This window comes from Celeribacter indicus (genome assembly GCF_000819565.1).
In the GTDB taxonomy this organism is placed as follows: Bacteria; Pseudomonadota; Alphaproteobacteria; order Rhodobacterales; family Rhodobacteraceae; genus Celeribacter; species Celeribacter indicus.
This window is the reverse complement of sequence record NZ_CP004393.1, coordinates 1,413,454-1,428,093: the sequence shown is the minus strand read 5'-3', so window position 1 is coordinate 1,428,093 and position 14,640 is coordinate 1,413,454. Positions and strand designations below refer to the sequence as shown.

The 14,640-nt window shown below is 65.5% G+C and carries 19 protein-coding genes and 2 tRNA genes; 19 read left to right on the top strand and 2 right to left on the bottom strand.

Translation table 11 applies throughout. The features are described from left to right. Positions 1-78 precede the first annotated feature (78 nt). Both P73_RS24305 and P73_RS07230 read left to right on the top strand, forming a co-directional pair. On the top strand, positions 79-831 hold the full coding sequence (locus P73_RS24305; protein ID WP_052453090.1) for a hypothetical protein: 753 nt from the start codon (positions 79-81) through the stop codon (positions 829-831). Next, a complete protein-coding gene (locus P73_RS07230) occupies positions 831-1,208 on the top strand; it encodes a hypothetical protein (RefSeq protein ID WP_043869079.1) in 378 nt (125 codons plus the stop codon). The genes P73_RS24305 and P73_RS07230 overlap by 1 nt, the downstream gene beginning before the upstream one ends. Before the next feature lie 5 nt (positions 1,209-1,213). Here P73_RS07230 and P73_RS24300 read toward each other — a convergent pair whose 3' ends face one another. Then, complete coding sequence (locus tag P73_RS24300; RefSeq protein WP_052453089.1) at positions 1,214-1,777, bottom strand: hypothetical protein; 564 nt, start codon at positions 1,775-1,777, stop codon at positions 1,214-1,216. Positions 1,778-2,313: 536 nt separating this feature from the next. On the opposite strand from P73_RS24300, the gene P73_RS07220 reads away from it, so the two are divergent. Further along, positions 2,314-3,942: an RNA-directed DNA polymerase gene (locus P73_RS07220; protein ID WP_043869078.1), complete on the top strand. Its 1,629-nt coding sequence runs from the start codon at positions 2,314-2,316 to the stop codon at positions 3,940-3,942. A gap of 88 nt (positions 3,943-4,030) precedes the next feature. After that, positions 4,031-4,684, top strand: coding sequence for a hypothetical protein (locus P73_RS07215; protein ID WP_245629246.1), 654 nt, complete (start codon positions 4,031-4,033; stop codon positions 4,682-4,684). Between the two features lie 117 nt (positions 4,685-4,801). Here the strand turns inward: P73_RS07215 and P73_RS07210 are convergent. Continuing rightward, positions 4,802-4,876 (bottom strand) — tRNA-Thr (locus tag P73_RS07210). Positions 4,877-5,233: 357 nt separating this feature from the next. Here P73_RS07210 and P73_RS26170 point away from each other — a divergent pair. The 15 genes from P73_RS26170 (at position 5,234) to P73_RS07140 (ending at position 14,413) form a co-directional block, all read left to right on the top strand. Beyond that, the gene (locus P73_RS26170; protein WP_169747679.1) at positions 5,234-5,392 is read left to right on the top strand and encodes a hypothetical protein; all 159 of its coding nucleotides are present in this window, start codon (positions 5,234-5,236) and stop codon (positions 5,390-5,392) included. A 9-nt stretch (positions 5,393-5,401) separates the two neighbouring features. After that, on the top strand, positions 5,402-6,667 hold the full coding sequence (murA, locus tag P73_RS07205; protein WP_043869076.1) for a UDP-N-acetylglucosamine 1-carboxyvinyltransferase: 1,266 nt from the start codon (positions 5,402-5,404) through the stop codon (positions 6,665-6,667). Beyond that, positions 6,667-7,149, top strand: a complete 483-nt coding sequence (locus P73_RS07200) for a DUF2948 family protein (RefSeq protein WP_174446906.1) — start codon at positions 6,667-6,669, stop codon at positions 7,147-7,149. The genes murA and P73_RS07200 overlap by 1 nt, the downstream gene beginning before the upstream one ends. Positions 7,150-7,277: 128 nt before the next feature. Further along, positions 7,278-8,582 (top strand): histidinol dehydrogenase, encoded by a 1,305-nt coding sequence (hisD, locus tag P73_RS07195; RefSeq protein ID WP_043871470.1) that lies wholly within the window; start codon positions 7,278-7,280, stop codon positions 8,580-8,582. Between the two features lie 23 nt (positions 8,583-8,605). After that, complete coding sequence (locus tag P73_RS07190; RefSeq protein WP_043871469.1) at positions 8,606-9,286, top strand: DUF4272 domain-containing protein; 681 nt, start codon at positions 8,606-8,608, stop codon at positions 9,284-9,286. A 24-nt stretch (positions 9,287-9,310) separates the two neighbouring features. Beyond that, positions 9,311-9,790 carry a UPF0262 family protein gene (locus P73_RS07185; protein ID WP_043869075.1) on the top strand — a complete coding sequence of 160 codons (480 nt, stop codon included), beginning with the start codon at positions 9,311-9,313 and terminating at the stop codon, positions 9,788-9,790. Between the two features lie 67 nt (positions 9,791-9,857). Continuing rightward, positions 9,858-10,265: an arsenate-mycothiol transferase ArsC gene (locus P73_RS07180; protein WP_052453542.1), complete on the top strand. Its 408-nt coding sequence runs from the start codon at positions 9,858-9,860 to the stop codon at positions 10,263-10,265. After that, a complete protein-coding gene (locus P73_RS07175; protein WP_043869073.1) occupies positions 10,262-10,675 on the top strand; it encodes a ketosteroid isomerase-related protein in 414 nt (137 codons plus the stop codon). Before P73_RS07180 ends, P73_RS07175 begins: the two co-directional genes overlap by 4 nt. After that, entirely contained in the window at positions 10,672-11,259 is a 588-nt protein-coding gene (locus P73_RS07170; RefSeq protein WP_043869072.1) for a GNAT family N-acetyltransferase, read from the top strand. Before P73_RS07175 ends, P73_RS07170 begins: the two co-directional genes overlap by 4 nt. Then, positions 11,256-12,125, top strand: coding sequence for a nitrilase-related carbon-nitrogen hydrolase (locus P73_RS07165; RefSeq protein ID WP_052453087.1), 870 nt, complete (start codon positions 11,256-11,258; stop codon positions 12,123-12,125). The genes P73_RS07170 and P73_RS07165 overlap by 4 nt, the downstream gene beginning before the upstream one ends. 80 nt (positions 12,126-12,205) lie before the next feature. After that, a complete protein-coding gene (infA, locus tag P73_RS07160; protein WP_043869071.1) occupies positions 12,206-12,424 on the top strand; it encodes a translation initiation factor IF-1 in 219 nt (72 codons plus the stop codon). 16 nt (positions 12,425-12,440) lie between these two features. Then, entirely contained in the window at positions 12,441-13,019 is a 579-nt protein-coding gene (locus P73_RS07155) for a Maf family protein (RefSeq protein WP_043869070.1), read from the top strand. Further along, positions 13,016-14,056: a ribonuclease E/G gene (locus tag P73_RS07150; RefSeq protein ID WP_043869069.1), complete on the top strand. Its 1,041-nt coding sequence runs from the start codon at positions 13,016-13,018 to the stop codon at positions 14,054-14,056. Before P73_RS07155 ends, P73_RS07150 begins: the two co-directional genes overlap by 4 nt. After that, positions 14,053-14,259 (top strand): DNA gyrase inhibitor YacG, encoded by a 207-nt coding sequence (locus tag P73_RS07145; RefSeq protein ID WP_043869068.1) that lies wholly within the window; start codon positions 14,053-14,055, stop codon positions 14,257-14,259. The genes P73_RS07150 and P73_RS07145 overlap by 4 nt, the downstream gene beginning before the upstream one ends. Before the next feature lie 79 nt (positions 14,260-14,338). Beyond that, positions 14,339-14,413, top strand: a tRNA-Phe gene (locus P73_RS07140). The last annotated feature ends 227 nt before the right edge of the window (positions 14,414-14,640 follow it).

Sequence of the window (14,640 nt, the reverse complement as noted above, 5' to 3'; positions counted from 1 at the left end):
TGTTCGCAGGAAATGGGGCGATGGCGACCCTGACTGCGCAGTGGCGGCGCGTCGGCCCAAACTTGAGAGGACTGACAAATGACCGCAACGATTTCCCGAGACGACAATCCTCCGACCCTGCCGCCGGCAGGCACCCTCTTTGGCCTGCCCGAGCTGGCCGAGGCCGTCGCAACCGCGACCCGCCTTGAGGAGAAGCACCGCGCCCTGATCGACCGGCTGGAAGCCGCGATCCAGAAGCAGGTACAGGACGCCGCCGACAGCGCCCGCCGCGCAGGGTTCGACAAGCTCGATGCCGAGAACGCCGGACGCAAGATGGGCGTGAAGGCACGCAATGACGTGCGCAAGCTGTCCGACGATGACCGCTGGGCGATCCTGCGTCAGCTCGACGCGCTGGCCTCGGGCCTCTCTGCTTCGGAGGCGCTGTGGACCTCGCCCGTGGTCGCCCTTGCCCGCGCCGGGATCGGCAGCGACAAGCGCACGAACCACATGGCGCAGCTCTCTGGCGCTGGCCCGGCGGAGCTGAAGACGGCGGCAGTGCTGGCCGTGGCGACCGAAGACCGGGTGCTTGGCGCTGCCGTGGCCGCGCTCCTTGACCGGATGCCGCACAAGGGCCGCGCCGTCTCGCCCGGGGAGCTGGCCGAGCGTCTGATCGGTGACGATGTGCGGCAGGCCCGTGCGGCCATTGCCTCGGTGAAGCAGGCGCAGCAGCGCGCCCTGAATGCCGACCGCGAGTTCGCATCGGGCCGCCGCAACGCCACGGCGCGCATTTCGCAGGCTCTGGCCGAGCGTGACATTGCGAAGAACGCGCGCGAGCCGGTGGAGGGGGTGTGATGGATCTGGTCTGGTCGCAGCGGATCGCAGACGCCTACCCGGCGCTGTTCCCGCGCCGCCTCCGGCAGGCCCACGCGGCGCTTGTCTCCCGGGCGGAGGAGGCCAACCCTGACGGCTGGCCCACACCCTCGGATGTGGAGCGCTTCGCGCGCCTCTACGGTGTGCCGCGCGGCACCCTCGGGGGCTTGGTCGGGATGCTGTCCCGGCAGGTCGGATGCGACCGCCGCGCCGTCTGGGTCGATGCCGTGCGCGATCCCGACGCGGCCACGCCGCACCTGATCCGCCAGCACGACCACAAGGTGGTCCGGGCCTTCGGCTGGTTCTGCGCCACGACCGACCTAGGCTGGCTGCGCCTGCGCGAGCCGGTCTTGCACTAGGAGCACTACATGTCGAGTTCGACGACGCTCCAAGAACCGTTGTCAGGATCGCGCTGCATAACCGCCCGGTAGCTGGTCCTGATTTGAGCGCCGAAGCCGTTCTGGGCGTCGACATAGCCGTTGACGACGTAGCGGCAGCCCTCTGCCCGCGTGACCGTAACCGTGTTGATGCTTGGAAAATCTGCCGTCGCGGGAGCCCGCAGGGCCGCCTTGACGGGGCGTTGTGACATCACGAAGGCTTCCGCCGAATGACGGTCGCTACATTCTTCCGCCAAGCGCGCCTGTTCAGCACGACTATGTTCCTCCGCGTCCCGCTCGGACCGCACTGTCTGCCATTCCTCGGGCGATTCCACATCGGCATCTTCGGCTGCTAAGAAATCTTTGTGGTCCATGAAGCCTGCCGCCTGTGCTTCTTTGTCCAATCTGGCGGTCTCGATACCCTGAGCGACTGCGCCAGCCACGAACGAAACCGCGAGCACAAGCGCAGCTCGCTTCCGAATGCGTTTGAAGAACAGCCCGACGAACGCGGCAATCGTAAGAGCCGCAAGAATATTAGTGATGATGACCATTTGATTACTCCCCAGAGATATTGACCCGAAATGGTCACCAAAGCATTGCTCTGGTGACCGGGGAGTTCGTAAGCCGCCGCAAGACGACCGCCACGACCTTTAGGCCGGAGCCCTGGACATACGTCGCAGCCTCCCCGGCCATAGGCTGAGGAGGTGCTTGTTGCGGCCAGCACCAGCCGCTTGCGGCGGGGTTACGACGCCCCAGGACCAACGCTTTCGTCAGCCCTAGGCGAACCCTACTCTACGCCAGTGTCTTGAGCAAATGGGATAGGAGGCTACCCCGAAATCGACCGGAAACGGGGGGCATTCCTGATCTGATCGTGAGCCCAGTTTCCTTGGGCCCCCCTTTGGGACACTCGAAAAGCCCTTTCGGGGTATGAAATATTGTGGGGAGGTCACAGGCAGCCCGGCGGTCAAGATCGCGGCTTCGCGCAGGCCGTCACTCTAGACTTTCTCCCTATACTCTTGCAATGATTGCGGAAAGAACACGCTGCTGCGTAGGCTGCAAGTTCTGATGCAGCAATGAGGGCAATGCTTTGCACGTTTCCCAAGATCACTTTAGACGAGCCGCACTGGAAATAGGGCAGAGCGGCGAGAACGATACCTTACCTTACGATATTGACGCCGCCTTCATTCGAGATCGGGCCGAAGATTTCTCAGTTATTTGCTTTAGTCTGTTTGAAGCAATAAATGCGAAAAATCAGAAAAATGCGGCTGCTTATGTGAATGAGCTGACGATTGGATCTGAGCGCTTGCTGACTCCCTCGGGTTCCCATGGATTTAGGATAACCACAAGAATTCACCCTTTTTGGAATCTTTATTTGAATGGACTCGGCATTGCTATTGCTGAGGCAAACGAGCCGAACCGCAGTCCGAGGGCACACTCCTACAGGCTGGGTGGAGAAGCTCTCTCCTACTTCGACAGAACAAGGTCTTGGCGAACCTACAAAGAGGCCACGCTTGCGGAGGAAGCACTGAAAGCGGCTGGCACTGTTGTAGTGCAGACAGACATTTCGAGCTTCTATGAACACATCTACCATCACCGGCTTGAGAATGTCATCCGCGATCTAGGCGCTGCAAACTCGACGGTTGCGGTGCAGGTTGACCGCATCCTAAGCAAACTTGCGGCTGGCCGGTCCTTCGGACTTCCTGTCGGCGGCCAATGCGCGCGTATCTTGGCAGAAGTGATGATGACGCCAATTGACAGGTCGCTTTCAGACGCTGGCATCGTATGGCATCGTTACGTTGACGACTTCACTTTGATATGCAGTTCCCAGCACGATGCATACAAGGCGCTTTCGGTCCTGTCCCACGCGCTTGCTGACTATGGACTTTCGCTGAATAGAACCAAGACGACCATTTTGAGTGCCAAGCACTACTCGGACTATGTGGCTGCACAGTTGGGGGATGGTGAGGACGCGAGCGTTGCCCTGCGCGAACTTGATTTGCACTTCGATCCTTACTCGGATGCGGCTAACACGGAGTATGAACAGTTAAAGAAGTCATTTGATGACATAGATGTCCAGTTCCTGCTCGACCTTGAAAAGGAGAAGTCGCAGCCTGACAGTTTCGTTCTTGCGCAGATCGGTCGCGCCTTGAAGTTCCAAGAGCCAAAGGTCGCTGCTCAATTGTGTGCCACACTGCTGGATCCAAAGAACTTGGATTCATTCCGGGCCTCGTGGTCCAAGATAATGCGTGGTGTCTACTCGGTTCGAGCGAACGCTGATTTTGCAGCCGTGTTCAAGCAGATTGACGATCTTCTTGACCAAGTGCCGCAGTCAGCACCGCACCTCCTGATGCCAGAGGCGAACAACTTGCACTATCTGCGCGCGATACGCTTTGCACGAACAGATGCGAGGGGGGCATATGTCCGGCGCGTATTCGACAACAGTTCTTCTCCTGCTGTAAAGCGCGCTTGCATTGATTGCTGGCGCCAATGGCCCGACAGGGCGAGCTTTAACCGCCTGAGAAACCAGTGGCAGAACCTGAGCCCAGATGAACAGCGCATGTTTTGGTTGGCGGCGGGAGATTTCGGTGAGGAAGGTGAGAAGACAAGGTATCAGCTTCGCCGTTCGCTCGGACAAGCATGGCGTCTTGGCTTTGAACCTAACAACGGGCCTACGTTCGCAGGCTGTTTTGTGAAGTGGTCAGAAAATGGCGCTTAGGCGGCTCCCTTTTCGGGACCCACGAACCGTTGCGCGGGACATCCCTGGGGTTCTGGATGTGCTGTTCCCACGCCTGAGCGGCGGGCTCGTGGCATCCCTCAACCGGAGAGCTTTCACATTTGAAGGCTTAGCTGCTGTTCCTGACGAGCTGGTCGCGCAGAGCGCCCTTCAGAAGGCGATGCTGTTTGAATTGGCCATCGTCCGTGCGGAGCGCCTCCTTTCCGGGAAGCCGGAACCTGATTGGGACGACTGTTTGCGGGTCGCAGCGAAGCGGCAGGGCAGGCACTATGATGCCAAGGTGCCGGCGGCTATAGCTGAATGTGACAAGCAGGTTGCAGAGCACTCGGCTCAAAACCTTGTCGTGATGCTGCGGGGTGTGCAGGAGCAGCACCCCAAATTCAAGCTGGAGGCCAGCCCGGCGATCCCGGGGATGGGGTGGATCGCAACCGGGGCGGCGGATTTCTCCCTAGGAAGCATTCTGATCGAGGTGAAACATACGGACCGGAACTTTGTTTCGGGCGACTTCCGGCAGGTCCTGATGTACTGGGTCCTGAAGTATGCCTCGTCCATCGAAGGCGAGCTGGACGTGTGGTCTGATTGTCTGCTGCTGAATCCCCGCAGGAACTCCGCCTTGCTGGTAAATTTTGACAAGCTGCTTCGCTCTGCATCTGCGAGTTCCAGTCGTGTCGAAGTGTATGAACTCTTGCGATCCATCGTCGGCCATGACTTGGAGAGGAGATAGGGTGCCTCCACCGGGAATGGCTGGTTGGGATGGGGATGATTCCAGCAGGGGTAACGAAGGGTAACGGCCTACACCACACATCCGATCCGCCTAACCGCTTGATTTTCTGGGGAAGGATGGTGCTGCTGGACAGGATTGAACTGTCGACCTCTCCCTTACCAAGGGAGTGCTCTACCACTGAGCTACAGCAGCACACTTTTCTCCAGATAGCTACCCCGGGCGTTACCCCAATGCAAGCGGGCTCTGGAGGAACCCTTTAGTTTCAGCGCCTTCGCCGCTCAGAGCTCCCCCTTACCAAGGGAGTGCTCTACCACTGAGCTACAGCAGCGCCCTGCGGGTGATCTCGATCACCGTCGCCGTGGGCGGCTAATTAGACGTGATCGCCGCATGGTGCAAGCGCCTTTTTGAGAAAAATCTCGTCCCGTCCGGAACTTTCCGGCAGGGCCGGGAGCGAGGCCGCCGGAGCGGGGCGGGCGGGGGCCTGCGCGGGCCGCGGCGAAAGCCCTGCGGAGGCTGGACGGAACCGGGCGCTTTGGCTACATGGGAGCCATGGACAAGAAACCCGATCCCTCCCGCAAGGCGGCGAAGGCGGCGGCAGGCGGACGCGAGGCGCGGCTCAAGGCGGCGCTGAAGGCGAACCTGCAACGCCGCAAGGCGCAGGCGCGTGCCCGCCAGGCGGCCGGGGAGAGCGGGAAAGAGGACGAGTGAGGCAAGCGGATGGATTCGATCCTTGTGCGCGGCAACGGGCCGCTTCGTGGCGATATCGAGATCGCGGGGGCGAAGAACGCCTGTCTGACGCTGATGCCCGCCACGCTCCTGTCGGATGAGCCGCTGACGCTGACCAATGCGCCGCGCCTGTCGGACATCAAGACGATGACGGCCCTTCTCGCCTCGCTCGGGGCCGAGGTCACCGCGCTTCAGGACGGCAAGGTGCAGGCGATGTCCTGCCACGGGGAGATCACCCCCGTCGCGGATTACGACATCGTGCGCAAGATGCGCGCCTCCAACCTCGTGCTCGGACCGCTTCTCGCACGGCTCGGCCATGCCGTGGTGTCGCTTCCGGGCGGCTGCGCCATCGGCGCGCGGCCGATGGACCTGCACACCACGGCGCTGGAGGCGCTCGGGGCGCAGATCGACCTCCGGGACGGCTATCTTCACGCGAAGGCGCCGGGCGGGCTGAGGGGCGCGGTGCATCGGATGCGCTTTCCCTCGGTGGGGGCGACGGAGAATTTCGTCATGGCGGCGAGCCTCGCCAAGGGCACATCGGTGCTCGAGAACGCCGCGCGCGAGCCGGAAATCGTCGATCTCGTCGCCTGCCTGAGGAAGATGGGCGCACAGATCGAGGGCGAGGGCACGCCGCGGATCGAGATCCAGGGCGTCGACCGGCTGCACGGCGCGACCCACCCCGTCGTGACTGATCGCATCGAGCTCGGCACCTTCATGCTTGCCCCGGCGATCTGCGGCGGCGAGGTGACCTGCCTCGGCGGCAAGATCGGCCTGGTCGAGAGCTTCGTCGGAAAGCTCGCGGAGGCCGGGATCGAGGTCACGGAAAGCGACCGGGGCCTGACGGTGCGGCGCACGGGCGACCGGGTGCGCGCAGTCGACGTGACGACCGAACCCTTCCCCGGATTTCCGACCGATCTCCAGGCACAGATGATGGCGCTTCTCTGCCTTGCGGAGGGAACTTCGGTGCTCGAGGAGACGATTTTCGAGAACCGCTTCATGCATGCCCCCGAACTGATGCGGATGGGCGCGCGGATCGAGGTTCATGGCGGGCACGCCACGGTGCACGGCGTCGAGCGGCTGAAGGGGGCGCCGGTGATGGCGACCGACCTGCGCGCCTCGGTGTCGCTCATCCTCGCGGGGCTCGCGGCAGAGGGCGAAACCGTGGTCAGCCGGGTCTATCACCTCGACCGGGGCTATGAATTCGTCGAAAAGAAACTATCTGGCATCGGCGCACATATCGAAAGGATCAAGGCCTGATGGTGGAAGATGCTCGGTTCGAGGATGGCGGGGATCGCCCGCTGCGACTGAAGGCGCTGGACGCGGAGGATCTGACCGTGCTCTCGGCGCTCTGCCAGGACGCGGTGGTGCCGATGGGAGAGATCTCCTTCAAGGCGAGCGAGCGGCGCTTCGCGATGCTGATCAACCGCTTCCGCTGGGAAGACCTCGAAGCCGCGGAACGGCGCGGCCGTCCGGTCGAGCGGGTCCAGGCGGTGCTCTGTTTCGACGACGTGACCGCGGCCCGCTCGCTCGATGTGCCGAGCGGGGACAAGGACATCGTGCTGTCGATCCTCTCCGTGGCCTTCCTGCCCACCGACGACGGCATGGGCCGGATCGAGATCACCCTCGCCGGAGACGGCGTCATCGCGCTGGAGGTCGAGGCGCTCGACGTGACGCTGCGGGACGTCACCCGGCCCTATCTCGCCCCGTCGCGGCACAGGCCGGCCCACGATCTCGACTGACAGGCTGGCCGGCGCGGCGCATCCCCTCGCCCGCGGGACGCTCCTGCCGCATCCCACGGGCGAAAGACATGTTCCGGCGCTTGAGCGCGGGCAAAAGCCAAGGTATGCCCGTGCTGAAGGAGACCGCCATGCCCCATGTCCTGTCCACCACCGACCCCGATTTCGAACGCCGTTTCGCGCAGCTCCTGACGATGAAGCGCGAGGACAGCCCGGATGTGGACGAGGCGGTGGCGGCGATCATCGCGGATGTGCGCGCGCGCGGCGATGCGGCGGTGCTCGAGCTCACGGAAAAATTCGACCGGCTCGCGCTCACCCCGGAGGGGCTGCGCTTTTCCGGGGAGGAGGTCGACGCGCTCTGCGCGCAGGTTTCCGCGGAGGAACGCGAGGCGCTCGAACTCGCGGCCCAGCGCATCCGCGCCTATCACGTCCGCCAGATGCCGGAAGATGCGCTCTGGACCGATCCGGACGGGGCGACGCTCGGCTGGCGCTGGACGCCGGTTTCGGCGGCGGGGCTCTATGTGCCGGGCGGCCTTGCCTCCTATCCGTCCTCGGTGCTGATGAACGCGATCCCGGCGAAGGTCGCGGGCGTGCCGCGCCTCGCGATCACCGTGCCGACGCCCGACGGGGTGGCGAACCCGCTCGTGCTGATGGCCGCGCGCATCGCCGGAGTGGACGAAATCTACCGTATCGGCGGCGCCCAGGCCATCGCCGCGCTCGCCTACGGGACGGAAACCGTCGCGCCCGTGGACAAGATCACCGGGCCCGGCAACGCCTTCGTCGCCGCCGCCAAACGGCGCGTCTTCGGCAAGGTGGGGATCGACATGATCGCCGGCCCGTCGGAAATCCTCGTGATCGCAGACCGGCACAACGATCCCGACTGGATCGCGGTCGACCTGATGAGCCAAGCCGAACATGACGAGAGCGCGCAGGCGATCCTGATCACCGACGACGCGGCCTTCGGCGAGGCGGTCGCGCGGGCGGTGGAAACCCGCCTCGAGACGCTGGAACGCCGCGCCATCGCAAAGCGGAGCTGGGAGGCGTTCGGCGTGATCCTCACCGTGCGCGATCTCCACGAGGCGGCCACGCTGTCGGACCGGTTCGCGCCCGAACATCTCGAACTCTGCGTCGAGGCCCCGGAGGCGCTTTCGGCAAAGATCACCCATGCCGGCGCGATCTTCCTCGGCAACTGGACGCCGGAGGCGATCGGCGACTATGTCGGGGGGCCGAACCACGTCCTGCCCACGGCACGGTCGGCGCGCTTTTCCTCGGGCCTGTCCGTGCTCGATTTCCTCAAGCGCACCACGCTTGCGAAGATGTCGCCTGCCGCGCTCGCCGCCATCGGCCCGGCGGCGGAACGCCTTGCGCGGTCCGAGAGCCTCGAGGCGCATGGCCTGTCCGTGCGCGCCCGGCTCGACCGGCTGAACGCCCGGTGATCGCGGCGCGGGGCGGTCAGGCGATGGGGCTCGGCTCTTTCCTCTTCGGTCGCAGGACCGCCACGGCCCCCGCCGCCGCGCGCAAGGCACGGTCGGAGGCGCGGTTGCGCGAGGAGGGCGTGCCGGTCAATCCGCATCTGCCGCCGGTCGGGGACGGGGTGACCGCGCTCGCACGCCCGGAGGCGGAAGTGGTCGAACGCGCGCTCGGCGCGATGATCGCCGCGGTGAAGGCCGAGACCCGCGACGACGGGTTCATCGCGAAGGTGATCGCGCAATATCGCGCGGAGGACGTCTTCACCCCGCTGGAGCGCGCCTTCATCGACGATCCCGCCCCGTCGCAGGAGGACTGCACGACCTTCGTCTGGCGCTCGGAAGAGGTCCAGGTCCTGCTCTGGGCGGTGCGGCTCCTCGACGCGCTGCCCTACCCCGCCGGGCTCGCCCCTGTGCCCGCGATGGGACAGATCATGAGCCGGCTCGGCCGCGACGGGCTGGTGGCGGAGGCGCGGCTGCGGCCGCTCGCGGAGATCCTCGACGCCGCGGACCTGACCGCGCGCTATCGCTGGGCCTGTGCCAACGCACGGACCAACCGCCGCACCGCCCCCTCGAATCTCGATCCGGGGGTTGTCTGCGAACGCCATTATGCGTTCAATTGGCTGATCGGCTCGTCCGGTCGGGACTGGGACCACATCACCACGGATACGTGACCTTTCGGAGCGTTCGAGCGCGACATGAGCAAACTTCTGGCCATCGAGATTGACGACACGGGCCTTCCCCCCACGACGCCCGAGATCGAACAGGAGCGCCGCGTGGCGATCTTCGACCTGCTCGAGGACAATTCCTTTTCCCTTCCCGCCCGCGAGGGGCGGGATGTCGCGAAAGGACCGTTCAACCTGCTCCTCGCGATCCGCGACCGGCGGCTGGTGTTCGATCTCTCCAACGAGGACAAGTCCAAGGCCGCCGAATTCCACCTCTCGCTCGGGCCGTTCCGGCAGGTGGTGAAGGACTATTTCCAGATCTGCGAAAGCTATTTCGAGGCGGTGAAGACGATGCCCCCCTCGCAGATCGAGGCGATCGACATGGCCCGGCGCGGCATCCACAACGAGGGCGCGCGCGTGTTGCAGGAGCGGCTCGAGGGCAAGGCCGAGATCGACATCGACACCGCCCGCCGCCTCTTCACCCTGATCTGCGTGCTGCACTGGGGAGGCTGACAGGGTGGCGGCGGATCTTCCCCATTCGGTTCTGTTCTGCTGTGACCACAATTCGGTGCGCTCGCCCATGGCCGAAGGGCTGATGAAGAAATTCTACGGCACCGAGGTCTATGTGCAATCGGCGGGCGTGCATTCGGAAATGGACGTGGACGGGTTCGCGGTCGCGGTCTGCGGCGAGATGGGCGTCGAACTCGACCGGCACCAGACGCGCTCCTTCGACGACCTGAAGGAATGGGGCGACGACATTTCCTCCTATGACCTGATCGTGGCGCTCTCTCCCGCCTCCCAGAGGCAGGCCCTCGAGCTGACCCGGTTCTATCACCTGGACGTCGAATACTGGCCGATCATGGATCCCTCCGGCATCGGCGAGACGCGCGACGCGAAGCTTGACGCCTACCGCAAGGCGCGCGATCAGATCATCGACCGCATGACACACCGCTTCGGCGCCGCAAAGACCAACGAAGGATCCAGATGAACGACCCGCGACAGGACAGCCTTTCCCTTCTGAAGCGCTATTACGACGCCTTCGCCGCCCATGACCATGCCGGCATGCTCGCCTGCCTCGACGAGGAGGTGGAACACCGCATCAACCAGGGCGCGGTCGAACGGGGCAAGCAGGCCTTCGCCGCCTTCATGGCCGCGATGGACCGCGCCTATGAGGAGACGCTCACCGAGATGGTGCTGTTTGCCTCCGACGACGGCACGCGTGCGGCCGCCGAATTCCGGGTGCTTGGCCGATATCTCGAAACCGCCGAGGGCTGTCCCGAGGCGCGGGGACAGCGCTACGACCTGCCCGCCGGCGCCTTCTTCGAGATCCGCGACGGGCGGATCGCGCGCGTCTCCGTCTTCTACAACGCGGCCGACTGGGTCGCGCAGGTCTCATGAGCCTCGGGTTCCGGATCCTGCGGGGCGCCGAGGTGGACAGCGCGCTCGACGATCTCGCGCGGCTGCGCATCACCGTCTTCCGCGAATGGCCCTATATCTACGACGGCGATCTCGCCTATGAACGCCGCTACATGTCGAGCTATGCCGGCAACGATGCGGCGGTGCTCGTCGCGGCCTTCGACGGCGACAGGCTCGTCGGCGCGGCCACCGGATCGCCCCTCGCCGGACATGCCGCGGATTTCGCGGAAGCGTTCGAGGGACATCCCTGGCCGATGGAAGAGGTCTTCTACTGCGCCGAATCCGTCCTTCTGCCGGAGTATCGCGGCCGGGGCGCCGGCCATGCCTTCTTCGACGCGCGCGAATCCCATGCCCGCGCGCTGGGTCTGGGCTACAGCGCCTTCTGTTCCGTGATCCGCCCCGACGACCACCCGCTGCGCCCCGAGGGCGCGCGCAGCCATGACGCCTTCTGGCGCGGGCGCGGCTATGCGCCGCTTGCCGGCGTCGTGGCGCGGTTCCGCTGGAAGGACGTGGACGAGACCGAGGCCACGCGCAAATCGCTCCAGTTCTGGGGACGCCGCCTGTGAGGCTCGCCGCGGCCACATGGGCCCCCGTCTGGCACGACCGTCCCGGCGCATGGCTCGACCGCTACCGCAGCGCGCTGGCGCAGATCCGGGCGGATCGCGACACGCTCGTGGTCTTTCCCGAATATGCCGCGCTGGAAGCCGCCTTTCACGGCGCCGGAGGCGGGTCCGCCGCGGAGTGGATGGCGCGCGGCGCGGCGTCGTTCGACAGCTATTGCGATGGCATCCGCACCCTCGTGTCGGAGACCGGCGCCACGATTCTGGGTGGATCCGGCTTTGCGCGGGACGGCGAGGGGATCGTCAATCGCGCGCTCTTCTGCGCGCCCGAGGGCGAGGTCGCCGTCGAGAAGCGGATGCCCACGCCCTACGAGCGCACCCTCGGCCTGCGCCCCGGCCGCCCTGCCCCGCTGATCGAGACGCGCTTCGGCGCGCTCGCGGCGATCATCTGCTACGACAGCGAATTCCCCCTGATCGCCCGCAGCTATGCCGAAGCCGGAGCGGAGATCCTGCTCGTCCCCTCCTGCACCGACACCGAGCAGGGCGCCTCCCGCGTCGAGATCGGCTGCCGCGCCCGCGCACTCGAGGGGCAGATGCTCGTCGCCATGGCCCCGCTCGTCGGAGAGGTGCCGGAGTGCGAGGTGGTGGACGTGAATCTCGGCCGCGCCGCCGTCTTCTGTCCGCCCGACACGGGCCTGCCGCCCGACGGCACGCTCGCCGCAGGACCGCGCAACGCACCCGGCTTTGCGATTCTGAACGGCCTGGAGGCCGAGCGTGAGCGGGCGCGCAAAGGCGGACAGGTCGGCGTCCGGGGGCACTGGACCGAAACCGAGACCGGCCCCCGCGCGTTTCCCCGAACGATTTTGCGCTAAAACATCTTGAAAAAGCGGCGGCAAAGGCGCATTTACTAGCCGCCCACAGAGTGATGGGCGAAGGTAACCAAGGAGTAAACATGGCCAAGGAAGAAATGCTCGAATTTCCCGGTGTCGTGAAGGAACTCCTGCCTAACGCGACATTTCGGGTCGAGCTGGAAAACGGCCATGAGATCATCGCGCATACGGCGGGAAAGATGCGCAAGAACCGCATCCGCGTCCTCGCAGGCGACAAGGTGCAGGTCGAAATGACCCCCTACGATCTGACGAAGGGTCGGATCAACTATCGCTTCCGCTGAGGCGGCAAGCATCTTCATGAAACTGATCCTCGGTTCAGGCAGCCCGCGCCGGAAGGAGCTTCTGGCGCAGCTCGGGCTCGTGCCCGACGACATCCGCTCCCCCGACATCGACGAAGATCCGCGGAAGGGCGAGCTGCCCCGCCCCTATTGCGCCCGCATGGCGCGGGAAAAGGCGATGGCCGTGCCGCGCGCGGAGGACGAGATCGTGCTCTGCGCCGACACGACCGTGGCGCTCGGGCGGCGCATCATGGGCAAGCCCGCCGACGAAAAGGAGGCGGCGGCGTTCCTGCTCGCCATGTCCGGCCGCCGGCACAAGGTCATCACCGCCATCGCGGTCGCCCGCGGCACGCGCCTCTGGGAGGCCGACGTGGTCACGGATGTGAAGATGAAACGACTGTCCGACGTGGAGCTCAACGCCTATCTGATGAGCGGCGACTGGCGCGGGAAGGCAGGCGGCTACGGCATCCAGGGGATTGCCGGCGCCTTCATCCCGTGGATCCAGGGCAGCTATTCAGCGGTCATGGGCCTGCCGGTCGCGGAGACCGCGAAACTGCTCGCCAGCGCGGGCTACCCGGTCTACGGAGAGAGAGAATGAAGGGCACAGTCATCGCATTGGGCGAAATCCGCGGCCGCCGCGCCGCCGCCATGGTCCGCGACGGGCAGCTCGACGACCTGCTGGTGGATGCGGGCGAGGACGCCCCCGCCGCGCCGGGCGCGATCTACCGCGCGAAGGGCGGCCGCAGCCTCAAGGGCATGGGCGGCGCCCTGCTCGACCTGCCGGACGGGGAACAGGCCTATCTGCGCGGCAACAAGGGGCTGAAACCCGGCGCGCCGATGCTCGTGCAGGTGACCCATCTGGCCGAGGACGGAAAGGCCGTACCGGTGACCACGCGCCTCCTGTTCAAGTCGAAATACGCCATTATCACCCCCGGCGCGCCCGGCCTCAACATCTCCCGCCGGATCACCGGCGAGGAGGAGCTCATCCGCCTGCACGATCTGGCCGAGGAGGGCATGGAGGGCGCCGGCGAGGCGCTCGGCCTGATCCTGCGCTCCGCCTGCGAGGGGATCGCCGCGGAGGTGATCGCCGAGGACATCGCCGCCACCCGCGCCCTGGCCGAAGCGGTGCTCGCCGATGAGAAGGGCGAGCCGGAGCTGCTCGTGGCCGGTCCCGACGCCTGGGAAGCCGCCTGGCGCGACTGGCCGGAGCCCGACATCTTCGACGATGGCGCCGATGCGTTCGACAACCACGGCATCCACGAGATGATCGAGGCCGCCCTTTCCCCGCGCGTGCCGCTCAAGGGGACGGGCACCGCCTTCATCGAACCGACCCGCGCCTGTGTCGCGGTCGACGTGAACACCGGCGGCGAGTTTTCCCCCGCGGCCGGGCTCAAGGCGAACATTGCCCTCGCCCGCGACCTGCCGCGCCAGCTGCGCCTGCGCGGCCTCGCCGGCCAGATCTTTCTCGACCTCGCGCCGATGGCCAAGAAGGACCGCCGCCAGTTCGAGCAGAGCCTCAAGGCCGCGTTCCGCCCCGAAGGCGGCGACGTGGTGCTCGCCGGCTGGACCCCGCTCGGCAATTACGAGATCCAGAAGAAGCGCACCCGCCTGCCGCTCGCGGAGGCCTTGTCATGAGCTGTCCGATCTGCGGCAATCCAACGGTGAAGAAATACCGTCCCTTCTGCTCGAAACGCTGCGCCGATCTCGACCTTGCGCGGTGGATGAACGGCTCCTACGCGGTGCCGAGCCTGCGCGAGGAAGACCCCGAAGAGATCGCCGAGGCGCTCGAGGAAGCGCTGCGCGAGGATCCCGACGCGACGCCGAAAAAACCTCACTGAAAACTGCAATTTCCCTCTGGACAGTCCCGCGCCCCCCGACTAGAAACCCGCTACCCGAACGCAACGCGCGTTCACCCGTGCCCGGGTAGCTCAGGGGTAGAGCAGTGGATTGAAAATCCTCGTGTCGGTGGTTCGATTCCGCCCCCGGGCACCACTTAAATCACCTGATATTGCGCCTGTCGCACCCGAGCCTTTCAGGATGGGACCATCTCCGCTGTCCGGCGTTTCCATCGGTCGCGGGGGGCCGGGCGCCTCCGGGCTCCTGCCGCGAGATCGGCCTTTGCCGCCGCTTTCCCGAACCTCTTTTCGTCAAGCGTCCAAAACCCGCCGCCGACGGCCCTTTGACGTGCATCGCGCCGGGTTCCATGTGCCGCGACCGGC

What these genes read in the sequence shown, in the direction of transcription:
- P73_RS24305 (WP_052453090.1), top strand. Translation starts at nt 79, where the DNA reads ATGACCGCAACGATTTCCCGAGACGACAATCCTCCGACCCTGCCGCCG.
- P73_RS07230 (WP_043869079.1), top strand. Translation starts at nt 831, where the DNA reads ATGGATCTGGTCTGGTCGCAGCGGATCGCAGACGCCTACCCGGCGCTG.
- P73_RS24300 (WP_052453089.1), bottom strand. Translation starts at nt 1,777, where the DNA reads ATGGTCATCATCACTAATATTCTTGCGGCTCTTACGATTGCCGCGTTC.
- P73_RS26170 (WP_169747679.1), top strand. Translation starts at nt 5,234, where the DNA reads ATGGACAAGAAACCCGATCCCTCCCGCAAGGCGGCGAAGGCGGCGGCA.
- murA (WP_043869076.1), top strand. Translation starts at nt 5,402, where the DNA reads ATGGATTCGATCCTTGTGCGCGGCAACGGGCCGCTTCGTGGCGATATC.
- P73_RS07200 (WP_174446906.1), top strand. Translation starts at nt 6,667, where the DNA reads ATGGTGGAAGATGCTCGGTTCGAGGATGGCGGGGATCGCCCGCTGCGA.
- hisD (WP_043871470.1), top strand. Translation starts at nt 7,278, where the DNA reads ATGCCCCATGTCCTGTCCACCACCGACCCCGATTTCGAACGCCGTTTC.
- P73_RS07190 (WP_043871469.1), top strand. Translation starts at nt 8,606, where the DNA reads ATGGGGCTCGGCTCTTTCCTCTTCGGTCGCAGGACCGCCACGGCCCCC.
- P73_RS07185 (WP_043869075.1), top strand. Translation starts at nt 9,311, where the DNA reads ATGAGCAAACTTCTGGCCATCGAGATTGACGACACGGGCCTTCCCCCC.
- P73_RS07180 (WP_052453542.1), top strand. Translation starts at nt 9,858, where the DNA reads ATGGCCGAAGGGCTGATGAAGAAATTCTACGGCACCGAGGTCTATGTG.
- P73_RS07175 (WP_043869073.1), top strand. Translation starts at nt 10,262, where the DNA reads ATGAACGACCCGCGACAGGACAGCCTTTCCCTTCTGAAGCGCTATTAC.
- P73_RS07170 (WP_043869072.1), top strand. Translation starts at nt 10,672, where the DNA reads ATGAGCCTCGGGTTCCGGATCCTGCGGGGCGCCGAGGTGGACAGCGCG.
- infA (WP_043869071.1), top strand. Translation starts at nt 12,206, where the DNA reads ATGGCCAAGGAAGAAATGCTCGAATTTCCCGGTGTCGTGAAGGAACTC.
- P73_RS07155 (WP_043869070.1), top strand. Translation starts at nt 12,441, where the DNA reads ATGAAACTGATCCTCGGTTCAGGCAGCCCGCGCCGGAAGGAGCTTCTG.
- P73_RS07150 (WP_043869069.1), top strand. Translation starts at nt 13,016, where the DNA reads ATGAAGGGCACAGTCATCGCATTGGGCGAAATCCGCGGCCGCCGCGCC.
- P73_RS07145 (WP_043869068.1), top strand. Translation starts at nt 14,053, where the DNA reads ATGAGCTGTCCGATCTGCGGCAATCCAACGGTGAAGAAATACCGTCCC.